The 18,970-nt window shown below is 71.7% G+C and carries 21 protein-coding genes and 1 tRNA gene; 11 read left to right on the forward strand and 11 right to left on the reverse strand.

Annotation, left to right across the window (positions count from 1 at the left end; all coding sequences use genetic code 11):
- Window positions 1-9: 9 nt before the first annotated feature.
- From QWZ14_RS13825 to QWZ14_RS13855, 7 genes are all read right to left on the reverse strand, one after another.
- The gene (locus QWZ14_RS13825; protein ID WP_290317274.1) at window positions 10-759 is read right to left on the reverse strand and encodes an ABC transporter ATP-binding protein; all 750 of its coding nucleotides are present in this window, start codon (window positions 757-759) and stop codon (window positions 10-12) included.
- Entirely contained in the window at window positions 740-2,485 is a 1,746-nt protein-coding gene (locus tag QWZ14_RS13830) for a branched-chain amino acid ABC transporter ATP-binding protein/permease (RefSeq protein ID WP_290317275.1), read from the reverse strand. The genes QWZ14_RS13825 and QWZ14_RS13830 overlap by 20 nt, the downstream gene beginning before the upstream one ends.
- Entirely contained in the window at window positions 2,485-3,342 is an 858-nt protein-coding gene (locus tag QWZ14_RS13835; RefSeq protein WP_290317276.1) for a branched-chain amino acid ABC transporter permease, read from the reverse strand. Before QWZ14_RS13835 ends, QWZ14_RS13830 begins: the two co-directional genes overlap by 1 nt.
- Before the next feature lie 4 nt (window positions 3,343-3,346).
- Entirely contained in the window at window positions 3,347-4,534 is a 1,188-nt protein-coding gene (locus QWZ14_RS13840) for an ABC transporter substrate-binding protein (RefSeq protein WP_290317277.1), read from the reverse strand.
- Window positions 4,535-4,563: 29 nt separating this feature from the next.
- Window positions 4,564-5,676 carry a mandelate racemase/muconate lactonizing enzyme family protein gene (locus QWZ14_RS13845; protein ID WP_290317279.1) on the reverse strand — a complete coding sequence of 371 codons (1,113 nt, stop codon included), beginning with the start codon at window positions 5,674-5,676 and terminating at the stop codon, window positions 4,564-4,566.
- Between the two features lie 115 nt (window positions 5,677-5,791).
- Complete coding sequence (locus tag QWZ14_RS13850; RefSeq protein ID WP_290317280.1) at window positions 5,792-6,577, reverse strand: enoyl-CoA hydratase/isomerase family protein; 786 nt, start codon at window positions 6,575-6,577, stop codon at window positions 5,792-5,794.
- Window positions 6,574-7,356 (reverse strand): alpha/beta fold hydrolase, encoded by a 783-nt coding sequence (locus QWZ14_RS13855; protein WP_290317281.1) that lies wholly within the window; start codon window positions 7,354-7,356, stop codon window positions 6,574-6,576. The genes QWZ14_RS13850 and QWZ14_RS13855 overlap by 4 nt, the downstream gene beginning before the upstream one ends.
- Window positions 7,357-7,458: 102 nt before the next feature.
- Between QWZ14_RS13855 and QWZ14_RS13860 the strand changes: the two genes are divergently transcribed.
- Together QWZ14_RS13860 and pcaG are read left to right on the forward strand one after the other, a co-directional pair.
- A complete protein-coding gene (locus QWZ14_RS13860) occupies window positions 7,459-8,166 on the forward strand; it encodes a dioxygenase family protein (protein ID WP_290317282.1) in 708 nt (235 codons plus the stop codon).
- Window positions 8,163-8,762 carry a protocatechuate 3,4-dioxygenase subunit alpha gene (pcaG, locus tag QWZ14_RS13865; protein ID WP_290317283.1) on the forward strand — a complete coding sequence of 200 codons (600 nt, stop codon included), beginning with the start codon at window positions 8,163-8,165 and terminating at the stop codon, window positions 8,760-8,762. Before QWZ14_RS13860 ends, pcaG begins: the two co-directional genes overlap by 4 nt.
- Before the next feature lie 67 nt (window positions 8,763-8,829).
- Here the strand turns inward: pcaG and QWZ14_RS13870 are convergent.
- Window positions 8,830-8,919: transfer RNA gene (locus tag QWZ14_RS13870), tRNA-Ser, on the reverse strand.
- Window positions 8,920-9,063: 144 nt separating this feature from the next.
- Here QWZ14_RS13870 and QWZ14_RS13875 point away from each other — a divergent pair.
- The 7 genes from QWZ14_RS13875 to QWZ14_RS13905 all read left to right on the forward strand — a co-directional run bounded on the left by QWZ14_RS13875 (window position 9,064) and on the right by QWZ14_RS13905 (window position 15,486).
- On the forward strand, window positions 9,064-9,882 hold the full coding sequence (locus QWZ14_RS13875) for an ABC transporter permease (protein WP_290317284.1): 819 nt from the start codon (window positions 9,064-9,066) through the stop codon (window positions 9,880-9,882).
- Window positions 9,883-9,884: 2 nt separating this feature from the next.
- Window positions 9,885-10,961, forward strand: a complete 1,077-nt coding sequence (locus QWZ14_RS13880; protein WP_290317285.1) for an ABC transporter ATP-binding protein — start codon at window positions 9,885-9,887, stop codon at window positions 10,959-10,961.
- A 234-nt stretch (window positions 10,962-11,195) separates the two neighbouring features.
- Entirely contained in the window at window positions 11,196-11,972 is a 777-nt protein-coding gene (locus QWZ14_RS13885) for an ABC transporter substrate-binding protein (protein WP_290317286.1), read from the forward strand.
- Window positions 11,969-12,988 carry an ABC transporter substrate-binding protein gene (locus tag QWZ14_RS13890; protein ID WP_290317287.1) on the forward strand — a complete coding sequence of 340 codons (1,020 nt, stop codon included), beginning with the start codon at window positions 11,969-11,971 and terminating at the stop codon, window positions 12,986-12,988. Before QWZ14_RS13885 ends, QWZ14_RS13890 begins: the two co-directional genes overlap by 4 nt.
- Window positions 12,985-14,001: an extracellular solute-binding protein gene (locus QWZ14_RS13895; RefSeq protein ID WP_290317288.1), complete on the forward strand. Its 1,017-nt coding sequence runs from the start codon at window positions 12,985-12,987 to the stop codon at window positions 13,999-14,001. The genes QWZ14_RS13890 and QWZ14_RS13895 overlap by 4 nt, the downstream gene beginning before the upstream one ends.
- A gap of 2 nt (window positions 14,002-14,003) precedes the next feature.
- Window positions 14,004-14,834 (forward strand): ABC transporter permease, encoded by an 831-nt coding sequence (locus QWZ14_RS13900; RefSeq protein WP_290317289.1) that lies wholly within the window; start codon window positions 14,004-14,006, stop codon window positions 14,832-14,834.
- Between the two features lie 400 nt (window positions 14,835-15,234).
- Window positions 15,235-15,486, forward strand: a complete 252-nt coding sequence (locus QWZ14_RS13905; protein WP_290317290.1) for a con-10 family general stress protein — start codon at window positions 15,235-15,237, stop codon at window positions 15,484-15,486.
- Between the two features lie 21 nt (window positions 15,487-15,507).
- Here the strand turns inward: QWZ14_RS13905 and QWZ14_RS13910 are convergent, their stop codons facing one another.
- On the reverse strand, window positions 15,508-16,335 hold the full coding sequence (locus QWZ14_RS13910; protein ID WP_290317291.1) for a squalene/phytoene synthase family protein: 828 nt from the start codon (window positions 16,333-16,335) through the stop codon (window positions 15,508-15,510).
- 104 nt (window positions 16,336-16,439) lie between these two features.
- Here QWZ14_RS13910 and QWZ14_RS13915 point away from each other — a divergent pair, with 104 nt between their 5' ends.
- Window positions 16,440-17,078 (forward strand): superoxide dismutase, encoded by a 639-nt coding sequence (locus tag QWZ14_RS13915; RefSeq protein WP_290317292.1) that lies wholly within the window; start codon window positions 16,440-16,442, stop codon window positions 17,076-17,078.
- A gap of 113 nt (window positions 17,079-17,191) precedes the next feature.
- Here QWZ14_RS13915 and QWZ14_RS13920 read toward each other — a convergent pair whose 3' ends face one another.
- Window positions 17,192-17,644 carry a hypothetical protein gene (locus QWZ14_RS13920; RefSeq protein ID WP_290317293.1) on the reverse strand — a complete coding sequence of 151 codons (453 nt, stop codon included), beginning with the start codon at window positions 17,642-17,644 and terminating at the stop codon, window positions 17,192-17,194.
- Complete coding sequence (gene yajC / locus QWZ14_RS13925; protein ID WP_290317294.1) at window positions 17,641-17,982, reverse strand: preprotein translocase subunit YajC; 342 nt, start codon at window positions 17,980-17,982, stop codon at window positions 17,641-17,643. The genes QWZ14_RS13920 and yajC overlap by 4 nt, the downstream gene beginning before the upstream one ends.
- Before the next feature lie 128 nt (window positions 17,983-18,110).
- On the opposite strand from yajC, the gene QWZ14_RS13930 reads away from it, so the two are divergent.
- Window positions 18,111-18,956 (forward strand): ATP-binding protein, encoded by an 846-nt coding sequence (locus QWZ14_RS13930; RefSeq protein ID WP_290317295.1) that lies wholly within the window; start codon window positions 18,111-18,113, stop codon window positions 18,954-18,956.
- The last annotated feature ends 14 nt before the right edge of the window (window positions 18,957-18,970 follow it).

The following is an 18,970-nucleotide window of genomic DNA, read 5'->3' on the forward strand; positions in this document are numbered from 1 at the left end:
AGCAAGAAATCAGCCGTGCAGCGCGGTGGGCACGTCCTGGCCGAAATAGGCGCGTTCCAGCCGGTGCGGCAGATCCGCCTCCTGCGCCCCGGCCTCCAGCACCACCTGCCCCTGGGCCATGGCATAAACCCGGTCGGAAACGGCCAGTGCCTTCTCGATGAGCTGCTCGACCAGCAGCACGGCGGTGCCCTTAGACCGCAACTCCCGCACCACGCCGAGCACCCGGTCGACCAGCACCGGCGAGAGGCCGGCCGAGGGCTCATCGAGCATGAGCAACTTCGGCCGCTGCACCAACCCCTGCGCCACCGCCAGCATCTGCTGCTGCCCGCCGCTGAGCGCGCCGCCCTTGTCGGCCCGCTTGGCGGCGATCTCGGGGAAATACTCCAGAGCCTCCTCGATCCGCGCCATGCGTTCCCGCCGCGGCAGGTCGTAGCCGGCCAGCAGCAGGTTGTCGGTGACCGAGATCTGGGTGAAGACGCGGTGGCCCTCGATCACATGCACCAGCCCGGCGCGGGCCGCGGTGCGCGGATCGGCGCCGGCCATGTCGGCCCCGCCGAAGCGCACCGTGCCGCCATTGACCGGCAGCAGGCCGGAGATGGCGCGCAGCAGGGTGGTCTTGCCGGCGCCGTTCGGGCCGAGCAGCGCCACCACCTCGCCGGCGGCGATCGCCAGGTCGATGCCGTGCAGCACCGCGATCTTGCCGTAGCCAGACCGCAGGCCGGCCACCGCCAACAGGGGCTCACCCACCGAGATAGGCACTGACAACCTCCTTGTGCACGCGGATCTCGGCCGGCGTGCCGGCGGCCAGCACCTTGCCGAGGTTCAGCACCGTCACCTGGTCGCAGATGTCGAAGATCAGGTCGGCATGGTGCTCCACCAGCAGCACGCCGGTGCCCTGGCGGCTGACCGATTTGATCAGCGCGCCGAGCCGCTTGATCTCCTCCACCGAAAGCCCCGCCGCCGGCTCGTCCAGCAGCAAGAAGCCGGGCTTGAGCATCAGCGCCCGGGCGATCTCCATGAAGCGCAGCTCGCTGTGCTGCAGCCGGTCGGCGCGGACCTCGGCCAGCGCCGAAAGCCCCACCGCGGCCAGGGCCAGCCGCGCCTGCGCCTTCATCCGCCGCTCGTCCGCCATGTGCCGCGGCAGCGAGAGCAGGGATTCGACGAAGGTCGCGGTGCCGCTGATGCTGGCGCCGATCATGACGTTCTGCAGCACGCTGGCCTCGCCGATCAGCCGCGGCGTCTGATAGGTGCGGGCGATGCCCCGCGCCGCGCGGCCCTCGGGCGCGCCGGGCGGCAGCGCCGCAGCACCAATCGTCATGCTGCCCGCCTCCGGCTTGTAGTAGCCGGAGATGACGTTCAGCGTGGTGGTCTTGCCGCTGCCGTTCGGGCCGATCAGCCCATGCACCTCGCCCTGGCGGACGTCGAGGTCGACGCCGTCGATGGCGCGGACCCCGCCGAAGGCCAGCACGATGCCGCGCAGCGCCATGGTCTCCGGCGCGCCACGCTGGCCGATCAAGGGCTCCAGCGCCGCCGCATCCGGGCGGATGTCGCGGTTCTCCGGCAGCGCCAGGCGGTTGCGCCGATCGAGCAGCGCGGCGATGCCGCCCGGGATGGCAAGGACGATGACCAGCAGCAGCGCCGCGTAGAGGAAGGTGGACCAGGCCGCGAGCGGTGCCGCAATCTCCGGCAGCAGCGTCAGCAGGATGGTGCCGAGCAGCGGCCCGAGGATGGAGCCGCGCCCGCCGATCAGCACCGCGATGAAGAAGAGCAGCGACAGCTCGAAGGTGAAGGCATCCGGGGTGATGTAGGTCTGCAGCGAGGCAAACAGCCCGCCGGCGAAGGCCGCGAGCGCGCCGGCCAGGATGAAGACCAGCACCAGCATCCGCGGCTTGTCGATGCCGGCGGCCTCGGCCGCGACTTCCGTATCGCGGATCGCCACCAGCGCCCGGCCGAAGCGGCTATGCGCGATATTGGCCGTCGCCCAGGTGCAGACGACGGCGACCGCGAGGCAGAACCAGTAAAGGCCCCAGGCGGTATCCATCGGCGCCGGCAGCGCCGGGCCGGGGATGCCGATGCCGCCCCCCGTCACGTCCTGCCAGGCCAGGGTGATCTGGGTGACGATGGTGGCGAAGCCGAGCGTCGTCATGGCGAAGTAGAAGGTTCGCAGCCGCAGCGCCGGCAGGCCGACGATGACGCCGAAGAAGGCCCCGGCCACGGCGGCGATGCCAAGTGCGGGGAAGGCCCCGATCGGCGCCATCACCGTGCCAGCGGTCAGCACGCTGGCGGTATAGGCGCCGATGGTCAGCAGCGCGACATAGCCGATGGCGAGCTGCCCGGCATAGCCGACGATCAGGTTCAGCCCGGCGACCAGGATCCAGTAGATCGCCGCCCGCGTGGCGATCAGCGCCCAGTATTCATTGCCCGAGAGCGGCAGCAGCGCGGCGAGCGCCAGCAGCAGGGCGAATGGCCATAATGCGCGGACCATCAGACCCTCCGCGCCACGGGCGCGCCGAACATGCCCTGCGGCCGCAGCAGCAGGACGATGATGAACAGGGTGAAGACGGCGACCGAGGAGAAGATGCCACCGACGGTGAAGTTCGCCGCCTGCTGGAACAGCCCGAGCAGGATGCCGCCAATGACCGCACCGCGGTTGTTGCCCAAGCCCCCCAGCGCCACCGGGATGAAGCCGTAGAAGTTGAGCAAAGGTCCGTTGGCAAAGAAGGCCAGCAGGAGCTGCCCACCGGCGAAGCCCGCCAGCGCGCCGACGGCGCCGGCCAGCGCATAGCTGGCGATGCGCAGGTTGCGCTCGGGCAGGCCGAGGGCGCGGGCGGCGAAGTTGTCCTCGGCGATGGCGACGAAGGCGCGGCCGACCAGCGTGTGGCGATAGAGGTATTCGAGCCCGACGATGGTGACGACGCAGGCGCCGACCGGCAGCCAGTATTTCTCGTCCCAGATGCCGGAGCCCATCTCCAGCAGCCGCGGGAAGGGTTGCGGCTCCGTGCTCCACTGAAGCGCGGTCAGGTTCTGGATCAGCAGCGCGACGGCCAGCGTCGAGAGCACGTAGAGGTGCTGGTCGAGGCTTTTCAACACCGGCCGCACCGCGACGAATTCGGTGACGACGCCGAGCAGCGCGCAGGCCGTGAGCGTCAGCACCAGCGCCACCGGCCAGGGCAGCCCCAGCCGCAGCATGAACAGCGAGCCGAAGACGCCGCCGAGCATCCCGAGCTGCCCGGCGGTAAAGCTCATCACCCGGGAGGTCGAGTACATGGTGTTGTAGGTGATGCCGATCAGCGCATAGACCGCGCCGACCGCCAGGCCCGAGGCCAGGATGGAGGCGAGCATGCGGTCAGCCGTAGCCGGGGGCGAGGGCGAAGGTGCCGTTCTTGCCGGTCGAGGCCGCCGACATGACGATATCCGAGACGGGGAAGCCGTTGTGGTCGGTCGGGGTGTAGCTGTAGTCGCCGAAGTAGCCGGGGTAGTCCTTCAGGGCGTTCCAGGTCTTGATGATGGATTCGGAGGAGGAGGAGCCGCCGGTCTCGACCGCCTTGGCCACCAGGTTCACCGCATCGATGCCGCAGGCGACCCACCAGAGCAGCGTATCCTGCAGGTTCACCTTGCCCTGGAGCTTGGCCAGCAGCTCCTCGTTGCGCGGCGGCAGCTTGCCGGCGGCGTCGTAGCTGCAGCTCTTGTAGCCGATGGCGTAGACCTTCTCCCAATTCGCCGGCTTGTCGATCAGCGTGCCGATCTCGCCGGACGCCAGCGAGGGATGGCCGATGAAGGGCACGTCCCAGCCCATGGTGGCGCGGGTGTTCAGCAGCCGGGCGATCATGCCGGTGGAGACGGACCAGATGACGATGGCCTGGGCGCCGGCATTGCGGGCGCGCAGCATATCGGGGGTCATGTCCGGCTGGGTCGCGTCGATGTTCGCCTTGACGACGACCTCGGCCCCATCCTTGGCCAGGGCGGCGGCCGAGGCATTGGCGGCGCTGACGCCATAGCCGGTGGTATCGCCGAAGACCGCGACCTTCTTCGCCTTGGCGATGTTCAGCGTATAGCCGCGCACCGCGTCGTCCCATTGGGCGTTGGAGGGGGCGATGCGGAAGGCATTCGGGTAGCGCGTGGTATCGATCAGGCTGTCGACGACGCAGGGGTGGATGTTCGGCATCTTGCCGCGGGCCATGATGGCGGTGACGGCGAGCGACTCACCGGAGTTGGTCGGACCCCAGATGGCATGCACCTTGAGCTGGCTGATCATCTCCTGCGTCGCGTTCACCGCCTTGGTCGGGTCGCCCTGGGTGTCGCGGGTGATGATCTCGACCTTGCGGCCCTTCACGCCGCCGGCCGCGTTCAGCGCCTCCGCGGCATAGACCACGCCGCGGTTGAAGCCTACGGCGGGGGCGGAGCTCGGGCCGGTGAGTGCCGCGAGCCAGCCGATCTTGATCGGCTCGGACTGCGCGAGGGCGGGGGCGGCGAGGCTGCTGGCGGCGGCGAGGCCGGCACTGGCCTGGACCAGGCCGCGGCGGGTGATGGTCATGCTGGGTTATCCCTTGCTTGTCTTGGACGTCAGGCGGTGATGCGGGTCGGCGTGCCGAGGGTGGTGCGGGCCAGCAGGTCAGGGTCCGGATCGGCGCCAAGGCCGGGGCCGGTCGGCACCGCGACCCGCCCGTCCCTGCTGCGGACCCAGGGATCGAAGGGGTTCGGCGCCATCTCCAGCCAGAGCACCTCGACCAGCGGGTTCTCCACCAGCGCGGCGGCGATGTGCAGCGTGGCGACGAAGCCCGGGCCGAAGTAGGGGCTGTGCGGTGTGACGGCGACGCCGGCCGCCTCGCAGAGGCGGATGACCCGCACCATCTCGCCGATGCCGCCGACTTTCGTCACGCTGGGCTGGGCGATGTCGATGGCGCCGGCCTCGATCAGCGCCTTGAAGCCGAAGAGCCCGGCGGTGTTCTCCCCGGCCGAGAGCGGGATGCCGTGGCGGCGCAGGCTGGCGAGGCCGGCCGCATCCTCCGGTGGCCAGACCGGCTCCTCCAGCCAGAGCAGCCCGTCGGCGGCCAGCGATTCCGCCATGCCGCGGGCGACCGGCGGGGTCCAGGCGCAGTTCACGTCGAGCATGATGCGCGCCTCGGGTGCGGCGGATTGCGCCGCCAGCACCGCGTCGCGGGTCAGCTCGTGCAGCTTGATGTGGCGGTAGCCCCGGGCCACCGCATCGGCGGTATTGCGCGCGACCAGGCCAAGGTCGCCGCCATAGGAGAGCAGGCTGGCATAGGCCGGCAGGCTCTCCGGCGCGGCGCCGCCCAGCAGCCGCCAGACCGGCTGGCCGCAGCGCTTGCCCATGATGTCCCAGAGGGCGATCTCGATGCCGGAGAAGGCATAGACGAATGGCCCGTTCCGCCCCAGCAGGTGCACCCCGTGCAGCACGCGGCGGGTCAGCCCGGCGATATCGGCCGAGTCCCGGCCCACCACCAGCGGCGCGACGATGGTATCGAGCGCCGCCCTGGTGCTGGCAATGGCGGCATGGCCGAAGGCCTCGCCCCAGCCAACCAGCCCGTCCGCGGTCTCGACCCGGACCAGCAGGATCTCCATGCGGTCCCAGCGCTGCCCGGCGAAGCTGGAATGCGGGCCGCCCATGGTGAAGGGCATCGAGACCACGGAGGATTCGACGGCGGTGATCAGCATGGCGGGAAATTCATGATCCTGGATGGTCCTCCGACGCGGCCATCTCCGGGCCGTCGCGGCGCATCCTGCGGCGGGCGGGCAGCCAGTTCAACCGCCCCCCCGGGCGAATTCCCGCCTACCGCCCGGTGAACACGGGCTTGCGCTTCTCGGCGAACGCCCGCTGCGCCTCCCGCGTGTCCTCGCTGGTCGAGAGCGCCACGGTCTGCGACTGCTCGTAGCGATAGCCCTCGTGCAGCGGCAGGTCCTCGACCAGATTGAAGGACCGCTTGGCCGCCCGCACCGCCAGCGGCACCTTGCCGGCGATCTCGCGGGCGATGCCCATCGCCGTCTCGAGCAGCTCGGCATCGGGGACGCAGGCGGAGACGACGTTCATCCGCAGCAGCTCCGGCCCGGTGATGCGGCGCGCCGTCATGATCATCAGCCGCGCATCGGACTGGCCGAAGTGGCGCAGCACATGCTTCACCCCGCCGGCCAGGCCGACGTCCACCTCCGTCATCGACAGGAAGGCGCTCTCTCCGGCGATGAGGATATCGGCCGAGAGCGCCAGGGCGCAGCCGGCGCCGATGGCCGCGCCGTTGATGGCGCAGATGACCGGCTTCTCGCATTCCATGACGCAGGCAAAGGCAGCCCGCACCAGCCGGTTGTGCCGCGGATAGGCGCCTGGCTCACCCGACAGGCCCGGCCGTTCCTTCAGGTCGGCGCCGGCGGAGAAGACCCGGCCGGCGCCGGTCAGCACGATGGCCAGCACCTCCGGCGTGTCGTGCAGCAGGTCGAAGATACGGATGATCTCGTCGCGGAAGCGGCCGTTCTGGGCATTCACCGGCGGCCGGGCGATGGTCACCGTGGCGATCCCCTCGGCGACGGTCAGGGTGAAGCATTGCAGATCCTGCAGCGTGTTCATGGTGTTTCCTTGTACTGGGCGGCGAAGGCGATGACCGCCGCCGCGGTTGCGGCCGGCTGTTCGGGCAGCAGCGCATGGCCGGCCTCGGCGATGCTGACCATGGTGACCTGCGGGCCGAGCGCGGCACGGAGCGCCTCGAGGCTCGGCGGCGGCGCGATGGTGTCCTGCGCAGCGGAGACATAGAGCGTCGGCACGCGCTCCGCGACGCGGCGCCAGGTCTGGTCGGGCGTCGCCGCGGTCGCCGCCCGCTGCATCGCGGCCACCGACGGGTGCCAGCCGCCGAGCCAGACCCGGGCATCATGGCCCGGGGCGAAATAGCCGCGCCGGAGGTGGCCGAGCCGCTCCGCCTCGCTCAGCGCCGGGTCGAAACTGCCATCGATGGAGGCGCGAACATCCGCCGGCATCTCCGTGGTGACGGAGGCGGCAAGCAGCACCACGCCCCGGACCAGCGCCGGCCGAGAGACCGCCAGCGCCCGGGCCACCCAGTTGCCGAAGGCATGGCCGGCGACGATGGCCGGCGCCTCGCCCGCCGCATCGACCAGCGCCGCCGCCGCATCCGCCGCGAGGTCATAGAGGGTAAGCCCCTCCATCGGCCCCACGGAGCAGCCGATCCCGCGGGGGTCCGGCCGCACCACCTGGAAGCCGGCGGCGGCGATCCGCGGCGCGACCTCGTCGAAATCCTCGGCCCCGCGGCCGAGCGAGGCGAGCAGCAGCACCGGCGGCCCCTCGCCTTCCACCCGGTATGCGATGCGCGCCGGACCACGCCGAACCTCGGCCATGGGCCTATCCCCTCTCCCTTGGGGTGTCAGCCTGTCCGCATCCCGCCCGGCTTTCAATCCACCCCGGTTCGGCGGCATGCTGGCAGGGAGGGAGGAACAGCCATGCAGCCGCCGGATCGCTTCGACCCATGGCCCGAGGGCATCGAGCCGGCGGTCCCCATCCCCGGCTATGCCAATACCTTCACCCACCTGCCCTCCCAGCCGCTGATCCGCCGCCCGGCGACCCGCACCGAGGCGACCGGCCCCTTCCGCCTCGACCGCAAGCTGCCCTGCGGCGACGACAACCTGGCGGTGCCCGGACCCGGCCGCATCGCCCTGGGCCAGCTCATCCACATCGCCGGCCGGGTGCTGGACGAGGATGCCCGCCCGGTGCCCGGCGCCGTGGTGGAGCTGTGGCAGGCCAATGCCGCCGGTCGCTACTTCCACCCGATCGATACCCGGGACGCCCCGCTCGATGCGAACTTCATCGGCAGCGGCCGGGTGCTGAGCGATGCCGAGGGGCGCTATGGATTCTTCACCATCCGGCCCGGCGCCTATCCGGTGCCCGGGCCGGCGACCTGGTGGCGGCCGCCGCATGTGCATTTTTCGGTGCTCGGCCCGGCCTCGCTCTCCCGCCTCGTGACCCAGATGTACTTCCCGGGGGACCCGCTGAACCCGCTCGACCGCATCCTGATGTCGGTGCCGGATGCTGCGGCGCGGGAGCGGCTGGTGGCGCGGCTGGTGCCCCCGGCGGAGGTCGGCCTGGGCTGGCTCGGCTATGCCTTCGACCTCGTGCTGCGCGGCCGCGCCGCGACGCCGGCGATGCCATGAGCCGCCCGCCCCTCTCCCAGCACACCATCGGGCCCTTCTTCCCGCGCAGCTTCGTCCGGCCCGACGACAACGACCTGGCGCGCATCGGCGCCGGGGCGCCGCCCAGCACCCGGGGCGAGCGCATCACCCTGCGCGGCCGGGTCACCCGCGAGGCCGGTGCGGCCTGCGTGAACGCGCTGGTCGAGGCCTGGCAGGCCGATGCCGCCGGCCGCTTCCGCCACCCGGCCGACCCGGCGCATGCGCTGGCGGATCCGGACTTCCTCGGCTGGGGCCGGGCGGCGACCGATGCCGACGGCGCCTTCGAATTCCGCAGCCTGATGCCGGGCGGCTATGCCGAGGGCAATCATCACCGCGCCCCGCACATCAACCTGACCGTCATGGCCTCCGGGTTGATGCGGCCTTTGGTCACCTGCCTGTTCTTCCCCGACCACCCCGCGGAGAATGCCGGCGACCCGGTGCTGGCCCTGGTCCCGCCGGCGGCCCGGGCCCGGCTCCTGGCGCGGCCGGAAGGCCTGGCCGATGGCAGCCGCTGCTTCCGCTTCGACCTGCGGCTGCGCGGCGGCGCCACGGAGGAGACGCCCTTCTTCTGCGAGTGAGCCGGCCTGAGGCCGGCGCAGCCCGGACGACGGGAGACGGAAAGGAAATGCATGCCTTGGTTGACCAAGGAGGGGAAGGGATTCGAACCCTCGAAGGGCCTTGACGACCCTTAACGGTTTAGCAAACCGTCGCCTTCAGCCACTCGGCCACCCCTCCATCGGTGTGACAGGCCCACGACGTATGCAGGCCGCTACATACAGGCGGGCCGGCGGGTCGTCAAACCCGCAGCGGTGATGTCCCGGCCACGTTGACCCCGCCCCAATCCCTCCGCACTCTGCCCGGCGGGAGACAGGAGGCTGGATGAGAGGGTCGCGTTGGCGGCGGATGGCGTTTGTCCTGGTGGTGGCGGGGGCCTATGGGCTGGTCCTGGCGCCGGTGCTTGCCGTGGTGGTCATCAGCGTCTTCGCCCAGGAGATCGTCAGCTTCCCGCCCGAGGGATTCACCCTCCGCTGGTATGCCAATGCCTGGGAGAAGCGGGAATTCGCCCGCGGCTTCGTCACCTCGCTGCAGGTTGCCTTCGCCGCCTCGGCGATCGGCGTCCCGCTCGGCACCGCCGCGGCGCTGGCCATCAACCGCGGCTTCGGCCGGATGGACGGGCTGCGGGGGGCGATGAACACGCTGCTGCTCGGGCCGCTGGCCGTCCCCGGCGTGGTCGCGGGCACCGCGCTCTACCTCTTCTACGTCCGGGCCGAGTTCTGGATCGACGACGACATCAAGGGCACCACCCTCGGCCTGGTCGCGGCGCATGTGCTGCTGACCATCCCCTGGACGGTCCGGCTGGTCTCGGCCTCCCTCCAGGGCCTCGACCGCTCGGCGGAGGAGGCTGCGGCCAACCTCGGCGCCCGGCCGCTGACGGTCTTCTGGCGGGTCACCCTGCCGATGCTGCGGCCCGGCGTGGTCGCCGCCTGCCTCTTCAGCTTCATCCAGAGCTTCGAGAACCTCGAGCTCACCCTGCTGCTGGTCGGCCCGGGCCGGGTCACCCTGCCGGTCGCCATGCTCAACTACCTGGAGTTCCGCGTGGACCCGACGCTTGCCGCCGTCGCCACCGTGCAGATCGTGCTGGTCGGTGCGCTGATGCTGATCACCGACCGCTTCGTCAAACTCAGCCGGGTGGTCTGAGCATGGGCACCCTCGTCCTCGAAGGCCTCGCCCGCCGCTACGGCGCCACCGTGGCGGTGGAGCGGGTCGACCTCGACGTGCAGGACGGCGAGCTGGTGGCCTTGCTCGGCCCCTCCGGCTGCGGCAAGACGACCACCCTGCGGATGGTCGCGGGCTTTGTCCCGCCGAGTGCCGGCCGGGTGCTGATCGGCGGCCGGGACGTGACCCGGGCGGCGCCGCATGGCCGCGATACCGGCATGGTCTTCCAGTCCTATGCGCTGTTCCCGCACATGAGCGTCGGCCAGAACGTCGCCTTCGGGCTCGAGATGCGGAAGGTCGGCCGCGCCGAGCGCGAGCGGCGCGTGACGGAGGCGTTGCGCCTAGTCCGGCTGGAGGGGCTGGCGGACCGGCTGCCGCGGCAGCTCTCGGGCGGGCAGCAGCAGCGGGTGGCACTGGCCCGCGCCCTGGTGGTGAACCCGGCGGTCTTTCTGCTGGACGAGCCGCTGTCGAACCTCGATGCCAAGCTGCGCGCCGAGGTCCGCTTCGAGATCCGCGCCCTGCAGCAGCGGCTCGGCCTGACCACGCTGTTCGTGACGCATGACCAGGAGGAGGCGCTGACCATGGCCGACCGTCTCGTCGTCATGGACCGCGGCCGCGTCCGCCAGATCGGCAATGCCGAGGCGCTCTACGAACGCCCGGCCGATGCCTTCGTCGCCGGCTTCATCGGCCGCTGCAACCTGCTGCGCGGGGCCCTCGAGTCGCCCGGACGCTTCCGCGCCGCCGGCGGCGCCACCCTGCCCTGCGCCCCCGGCGCCGCCCCGGCCGATTCGGTGCTGGCGCTCCGGCCGGAGCGCGTCTCGGTCGAGACCCGGGGCGAGGGCCTTCCCGCCCGGCTGCTCGCGGTGACCTATCTCGGGGCCCAGACCGAGTACCACCTGGATCTGGGCGGCACCAAGCTGCTCGCCATCCGGGCGACGCCGGCCGAGGACGACCCCCGCCGCGCCCTGGCCCCCGGGGATGCCGTGACGGTGCACTGGAGCCCGGCCGAGGCGCGGCTGCTGCCGGCCCTGCCCGGCGACCTCGTGGAGGAGGCCGCGTGAGCCTGACCCGTCGCGGGTTGATCGCCGCCGCCCTGGCGACGCCGGCGCTGGCGCAGGCGCCGAGCGAGGTGGTGGTCGGCACCTGGGGCGGCGACTACGGACGGCGCGCTGCTCGGCAGCGAGATCGAGGGGCCGCTGCTGCGCCCGCTGGGCATCACGGCGCAGCAGGATGTCGGGACCCCGGCCGCCCGCCGGACCAGGCTGATCGCCGAGCGAACCTCCCGCCGGGCCAGCATGGACGTGGTCTGCCTCGGCGACGCGGATACCCATGCCATGGGACAGCTGGGGTTGCTGGAGGAGCTGACGCCGGAGAAGGTGCCCAACCTCGCCAAGGTCATCCCGGCGCTGCGGCTGCCCTTCACCCTGCCGCACATCTATTCGGTGCGGACCATCCTGACCAACCCGGCCCGCATCCAGCTGGCGCCGGCGCGCTATGCCGATCTGTTCGAGGAGCGCTTCCGCAACCGCATCGGCTTCTCCGACCTGCTCTTCACCCACATGACCGAGGCGGCCGCCATCGCCGCCGGCGGCGACGAGCGCAACCACCAGCCGGGCTATGCCAAGCTGCTGGAGTGGAAGCGGCTGGGCGCCCGGGTCTATCCCTCGAACGAGGCCCTGGCGGCGGCGCTGAAGTCGGAGGAGGTGAGCGCCACCATCATGTGGCTCGGCCGCGCCTACATGTGGAAGAAGGCCGGCATCCCGGTGCAGGCGGTGATCCCGGCGGAGGGGGCCACGCCCTATATCTCCTGCGCCTGCGTGCCGCGGAATGCGCGCAACAAGGCGGCGGCCTTCGCCTATCTCGATGCGATGCTCGACCCCCGCGCCGCGCTGGGCTTCGCCGAGCGGATGGGCTTCCTGCCGACCACCGACACGCCGCTGCCCGCCGCCCTGCAGGCCGAGATCGGCCTGACGCCGGCGCAGCAGGCCGCGTTGCGGGTGCAGGATTTCGATTATCTGGCGCGGAGCAATGCCGCGACGCTCGACTTCTGGAACAGGGAATTCAAGGGATGATCACCCGCCGCGGCGCGCTTGCCACCAGCCTCCTCGCCGGCCTGCCCGGCCTGTCCGCGGCCCAATCCGCCCAGGTCGTCGTCGGCACCTGGGGCGGCGACTATGGCGACCTGCTCGCCGGCAACATCGACAAGCCGCTGCTGGCGCCGCGCGGCACCGAGGTGATCCAGGACGTCGGCCCGCAGGACCCGCGCAAGACCAAACTGATCGCCGAGCGCAGCGCCCGGCGCGGCAGCATGGATGTCTGCTGCCTGTCGGACGTCGACATGTTCAGCATGGCGCAGCAGGGCGTCTTCGAGCCGATCGACGAGGCCCGGGTGCCAAACCTGGCCAAGGCCATCCCCTCGCTGAAGCGGCCCTACTCGATCCCGCACATCTATTCGGCCAAGGTCATCCTCTACAACCCGGCCAAGGTCACCGCCGCGCCGCAGAGCTATGCCGACCTCTGGGACCCGAAGTACCGCGGCAAGGTGGGCCTGGTGGACATCCTGCACCTGCAAAACATGGAGACGGCGGCCATCGTCGCCGGCGGCGACCACCACGACTACGAGCCGGGCAAGCGCAAGCTGATGGAGCTGCGCAGCCTCGACGTGAAGGTCTATCCCTCGAACGAGGCCCTGGCAGCGGCGCTGAAATCCGAGGAGGTCTGGCTCAGCCTGATGTGGCTGGCGCGCGGCTTCATGTGGAAGAAGTCGGGCATTCCGGTGGAGGCCGCGGTGCCCTCCGAGGGCGCGACCAGCATCTGCTTCGAGATGGCGGTGCCGAAGAATGCCCGCAACCGCGAGGGCGGGCTCGGCTACCTCAATGCCGCGCTCGACGCCAAGGCGCAGGGGGCCTTCGCCGACCGCATGGGCTATGCCCCGACCGTCACCGACGCGACCCTGCCGCCCGACCTTGCCCGGCAGATCAGCCTGACGCCGGAGCAGCAGGCCAAGCTGCGCACGCCGGACTACGAGTACATCGCCAGGAACCAGGTCGCGCTGATCGACTTCTGGAACAAGGAATTCAAGCGTTGAGGCGGCGGGATCTCGCGCTTGCGGTCGCCGCGCTGACGGCGGGGGCGCCGCGCCTGCCGCGGGCCCAGGGCTCCCAGGTCGTGGTCGGCACCTGGGGCGGCGACTACGGCGAGATCCTGCAGCAGGGCCTCGATGCCCCCCTCGCCCGCCCGGCCGGGTTGGAGCCGGTGCAGGACGTGGCGCCGGCGCCGCCGCGCAAGGCCAAGCTGCTGGCCGAGCGCCAAGCGCGCCGCGGCAGCATGGATGTCGCGGCGCTGTCCGACGTCGACATGTACGAGCTCTCCCAGCATGGGCTGTTCGAGCCGGTGCCGGCGCTGACGCGCGCCGCCGCCGTCATCCCGGCGCTGCGCAAGCCCTATGCGGTGCCGCACATCTATTCCGCCCGCGTCATCCTCTACAATCCGGCCCGGGTAGCGACGCCGCCGCGCAGCTATGCCGACCTCTGGGACCCGCGGTACCGCGGCCGGGTCGGCCTCTCCGACCTGCTCTACGCGCAATACGCGGAGACGGCCGCCATCGTCGGCGGCGGCGGCCCCGGCGACTTCGCCCCGGCATGGAACAAGCTGCGGGAGTGGAAGCGCCTCGGCGCCCGGGTCTATCCCTCGAACGAGGCGCTGGCGGCGGGGCTGAAGTCCGAGGAGGTCTGGCTGACCGTCATGTGGCTGGCCCGCGGCTACATGTGGAAGCAGGCCGGCCTGCAGATCGAGCATGTGGTGCCCGAGGAGGGCGCCACCTCGATCACCTACGAGATGGGGGTGCCGAAGAACAGCCGCGGCAAGGACCAGGCCTGGCGCTACATCGACCTGATGCTGGACCCGCGCGCCCAGGGCGCCTTCGCCCGCCGCATGGGCTACGTCCCGACCGTGAGCGATGCGCCGCTGCCGCCCGATCTGGCGCGGCAGATCAGCCTCTCCGAGGCCGACCAGGCGAGGCTCCGCACCCCGGACTACGGCTACATGGCGCGCATGGCGCCGGACGTGCTGGAGTTCTGGAACCGCGAGTTCAAGGCCTGAGCATGGCGGCCCTGGTCCTCCCGGCGGCACTGCTGGTGCTGGTCCTGCTGGTCGCGCCGATGGCGATGCTCTTCCGCATCAGCCTGAACCAGTACAGCCCGACCGAGCTGATGATCGAGGCGCTGTCGCCGGAGAACTACCTCCGCGCCATCGCCGACCCCTACTACCAGGACGTGCTGGCGACCACGATGGGGGTGGCGCTGTCCTGCACCCTGATCGCCCTGCTGCTCGGCTTCCCCGCCGCTTACTGGCTGGCGCGGATGGAGAGCCGCTGGAAGAGCCTCGCCGTCATCCTGACGCTCTTTCCGCTGCTGGTCGGCAACGTGGTCCGCGCCGCCGGCTGGATGGCGCTGCTCGGCCGCGACGGCGCCATCAACGCCGGGCTGATGGGCCTCGGGCTGATCGCGGAGCCGCTGACGCTGCTCTACACCCGCGGCGCCGTCATCCTCGGCATCGTCGCGGTGGTGGCGCCCTACATGATCCTGACGCTCGCCTCGGTGATCGAGGCGATCCCCCGCCAGGTCGAGGAGGCCGCCGCCAACCTCGGGGCCGGGCCGCTGACCGGCTTCCGCCGGGTGGTGCTGCCGCTGGCGCTGCCGGGGGTCGCGGCCGGCAGCGTGCTGGTCTTCATCCTCTGCATGAACGCCTATGCGACGCCGGTGCTGCTGGGCGGGCCGCAGTTCAAGATGATGGCGCCGGCGGTCTACGACCAGTTCGTCAAGGGTACCAACTGGCCCTTCGGCGCGGCGCTGGCCTTCGTCCTGCTGGTGGTGACCCTGACCCTGACCATCGCCGGCAGCGCCCTGCTCGCCCGCCGCAGCCGCCGCGGCTGATCCCGGCGCGCCGCGCCGCTCGGCACCCGGCGCGGCGCCGCTCGGCAACAGCCAGCGCCCAGGCGCGTTGCATGCGGCGAACCCAGGAGGAAAGCCGTGTCCGATACCGTCACCCCGTCCAGCCCGAACCCTGGCCCGGAAATCCCGGCGCCCTCGCCCTCCCCGGCGCCGTCGCCCGGCCCCGGACCGCTCGACCCCTCCCCCGGCCCGGGTCCGGAACTGCCGCCGACCAGCCCGCCGATGCCTCCGACCATGCCTCCGCCGCAGGCTGCAGCATATTGATTTTGCAGTATTATGTTCCGGTAATCCGGGGCGGCTGACGCATCTGGCCGGGGTCCGCCACGTTGGCGCGGGGCGGGCCGCATCGGGTGGCCCCAGAGCAGCGGAAGGAGCGGATCCCATGGCCCAGACCGGCAAGCGCAATCCAGGCAATTTCGCCAACGACCGAGAGCGTGCGGCGGCCGCCGGCCGCCTGGGCGGACTTCACCAGGGCAAGGCGACCAATCCCGGCAATTTCGCCAACGACCGCGAGCGGGCCGCCAGTGCCGGCCACGCCGGCGGGCAGAGCCAGGGCAAGGCCAACAACCCCGGCAATTTCGCCAATGACCGCGCCAAGGCCGCCCTGGCCGGCCGCGCCGGCGGCCGCGGCTGAGCAGGCAGGGCCGGGCGCGCCTCAGATCCGCCCGAGCAGCCCGGCCCCGATGACGGCCAGCCGGTCGCCGAGGCCGCGCCCCGGCGGCACCGCCCGGCCCAGCCGCAGGCGCCGCAGGTCGCGCCGTGCCAGCACCAGCGGCAGGCCGGCGGCGGTGACCAGCCGGCCGAGGCCCAGCCGCCGCGCCTCCGCCGGCCGTGCTCCGGCTGCCGCCAGTGCCGCCACGACGGGCCCGGCGGCGCCGGGCGCCGCCGCCGCCGCCTCCGCCGACAGGCCATGCCGGGCCAGCGTCTCGGCCGGCAGCAGGCAGCGGCCCTGCCCGGCCAGGGCCGGGACGCTGCGCAGGACCCCGGCCAGGCCATAGGCCACGCCGGCCTCCTGCAGCGCCACCAGCGCCGCCCCCGAGGCGCCGAGCAGCCGCCCGACGGCCACCGCGAAACCGCCGGCCGTGCCGCGCAGATAGGCCTGGAAGGCGGCCTCCGTCGGCATGCCCTCCTCCTCGGCCTCGGCTTCGCGGGCATCCGCCAGGGCCAGCAGCGCCGCCGGCTCCAGCAGTCCCGCGGTGATCGCCGCATGCAGCGGCCCGGCCACCTCGTGCAGCCGCGGCGGCTTGCCGGCGGCGGCCTCCGCCACCACGTCGCGCCACCACTGCAGGCGGATCAGCGCCAGCAATGGCGTCCGCGCCGCCTCCCGGGCGCGGGCCAGCTCGTGGTTGAAGCCGATCAGGGTGAACAACGCCTCCCGCTTCGCCGCGGGGGCGAAGAGGGCGCAGAGGAATCGGTCGGGATCGCGGGCCCGGGCGAGGGCGGCGATTCCGGAAAGCGACGACGGCGCGGGGGTCTCGGGCATATGCGGCTTCATGCCCGCTTGCTTGACGCGCGGGAAGCCGCCGCCTAGCTGTCCTTCAGCCCCCGGGCCTGCCGGGTGCACCACCCACAAACGGGAGAGACCCCATGGCCTTCAGCCTGCCTGCGCTGCCTTACGATACCAGCGCGCTCGCCGCCCAGGGCATGTGCCAGGAGACGCTCGAGCTCCATCACGGCAAGCACCACAACGCCTATGTCACCGCGCTGAACGGCCTGGTCGAGAGCAAGGGCCTGGCCGGCAAGTCGCTCGAGGCCATCGTCGCCGAGGCCGGCAAGGCCGGGGCCGACGGCGCCCCGGTGCTCAACCAGGCCGGCCAGCACTGGAACCACATCCTGTTCTGGCAGGTGATGTCGCCCAAGGGCGGCGGCGACAAGCTGCCGGCCACGCTGGCGGCCAAGATCGAGCAGGACCTCGGCGGCTTGGCGACCTTCAAGGAGGCCTTCAAGCAGGCCGGCGTCACCCAGTTCGGCTCCGGCTGGGCCTGGCTGATCGTCGGCGCCGACGGCAAGCTGAAGGTGACCAAGACCCCGAACGGCTCCAACCCGATCGCCACCGGCGAGGGCACGCCGATCCTCGGCGTCGACGTCTGGGAGCACGCCTACTACCTCGACTTCCGCAACGTCCGGCCGAACTACCTCGACAACTTCCTGAACAAGCTGGTCGACTGGGAAGTGGTCGAGGGCCTGCTGAAGAACGGCGGGCTGAAGTCCGGCCAGGCGGCCTGAGCAGGACGTCTGGGAGACGGTGTCTCCCGGATGCTTGTTCGTCGATGCCGGCTGGTCGGCATCGACGGATGAAGGGCCCGAGGGATTTCGCCTCCCCGGGCCCGCGCTGCTGCTTAGTCGGTGAACCTTGGCCCCCGTTCGAGGCCCGGGGCGAAGCGATGGAAGGGCTCGGCCAGCTCCTCCGGCCAGACCGCGACGCGCGGCGGTGCGAGGTAGATGGGCCCGCCATCGACCAGCAGCATCAGGTACAGCCGCTCGCCCTCGGCGTCGAAGGCCATGAACAGGCCGCGGTCGCCCTCGCTGCCCCAGCCCACCAGCCAGCGGTCGGCGACAAGCGCCACCGGCGGCCCCGGCAGCCGCATGCCCTCGTAGACCGATTGCTGCCGGCCGCGTGCGGCGCCGCGCAGCAGCACGGCGACCGAGCCCAGTGCACCCAGCTGCACCAGCGTGCCGCCGGCAACCGCCCGGGCTTCCGGGTCCGCCGCCCGGGCAGCGCACGGGGCGAGCAGCCGCGCCCCGCAGGCCGCCGGCAGCAGGACCGCCAGCGCCCGGCGCGACGGCGTCACCCCTTGGCCGGGGCGTCGCTGCCGGTGATCGGCTTCAGCACGTCGCCGATGGTCGCCCGCAGGACGCTGACGCGCACGTTGGGGGCGATCTCCACCTCGACCTCGTCCACGCCGTCCTTCACGGTGATGACCTTGGCGATGATGCCGCCCGCGGTCAGCACGCGGTCGCCGCGCTTGAGCGAGGCCAGCAGCGCGCGGTGCTCCTTCTGCTTCTTCTGCTGCGGGCGGATGAGCAGGAAGTAGAAGACGCCGAAGATGAGCAGGAGCGGCGCGAGCTGCATGACCAGCGCCATCGGGCCGCCGGCGGCGTCCTGGGCATAAGCGGGGGAGATGAACATCCCGGGGATTTCCTTGTTGGGCCGGCTTGGCGTATGCGGCGGGGCGCAAACTAGCGGGCGCCCCCCCAGCGTCAAGTGCGGCCGGCGGCAGGCGGGGCTCGCCCGCGGGATCACGGATGGACAATCACATGGACAATGCCCTGCTGACCCGCATCGCCGAGGCCCTGGAGCGGCTGGCCCCGCCGCCCCCCGCCCCGCCCCGGGTCGAGGGCGCCGATGCCTTCGTCTGGCACGCCGAGCCGGTGGCGCGCCTCGCCCCGGTCGCCCGCGTCTCCCGCGTCGAGCTCGGGCTGCTGCAGGGCGTGGAGCGGCAGAAGGGCATCCTGCTGGAGAACACCCTGCGCTTCGCCCGCGGCCATGCCGCCAACAACGTCATGCTCTGGGGCGCCCGCGGCATGGGCAAGTCCTCGCTCATCAAGGCCGCGCATGCCGCCGCCAATGCCGAGATCCCCGGCAGCCTGGCGCTGATCGAGATCCAGCGGGAGGACATCCGCACCCTGCCGGAGCTGCTGAACATCCTCCGGGCCCAGCCGCGCCGCTGCCTGGTCTTCTGCGACGACCTCTCCTTCGAGAAGGAGGACGCCGACTACAAGGCGCTGAAATCCGTGCTCGACGGCGGCATCGAGGGCCGCCCGGTCAACGTGCTGTTCTACGCGACCTCCAACCGCCGCCACCTGATGTCCCGCGACATGATCGAGAACGAGCGCAGCACCGCCATCCACGGCCAGGAGGCGGTGGAGGAGAAGGTCTCGCTCAGCGACCGCTTCGGGCTCTGGATCGGCTTCCACAACTGCGACCAGCCGACCTACTTCGCCATGGTCGAGGGCTATGCCGCATCCTTCGGCATCGCGCTGTCGCCGGAGGAGCTGCGGCGCCAGGCGAATGAGTGGTCGGTGACCCGCGGCGGCCGTTCCGGCCGGGTCGCCTGGCAGTTCATCCAGGACCTCGGCGGCCGGCTCGGCGTGGCGACCTGAGGCCGGGCGGCGGC

This window comes from Paeniroseomonas aquatica (assembly GCF_030409335.1).
In the GTDB taxonomy this organism is placed as follows: domain Bacteria; phylum Pseudomonadota; class Alphaproteobacteria; order Acetobacterales; family Acetobacteraceae; genus Belnapia; species Belnapia aquatica.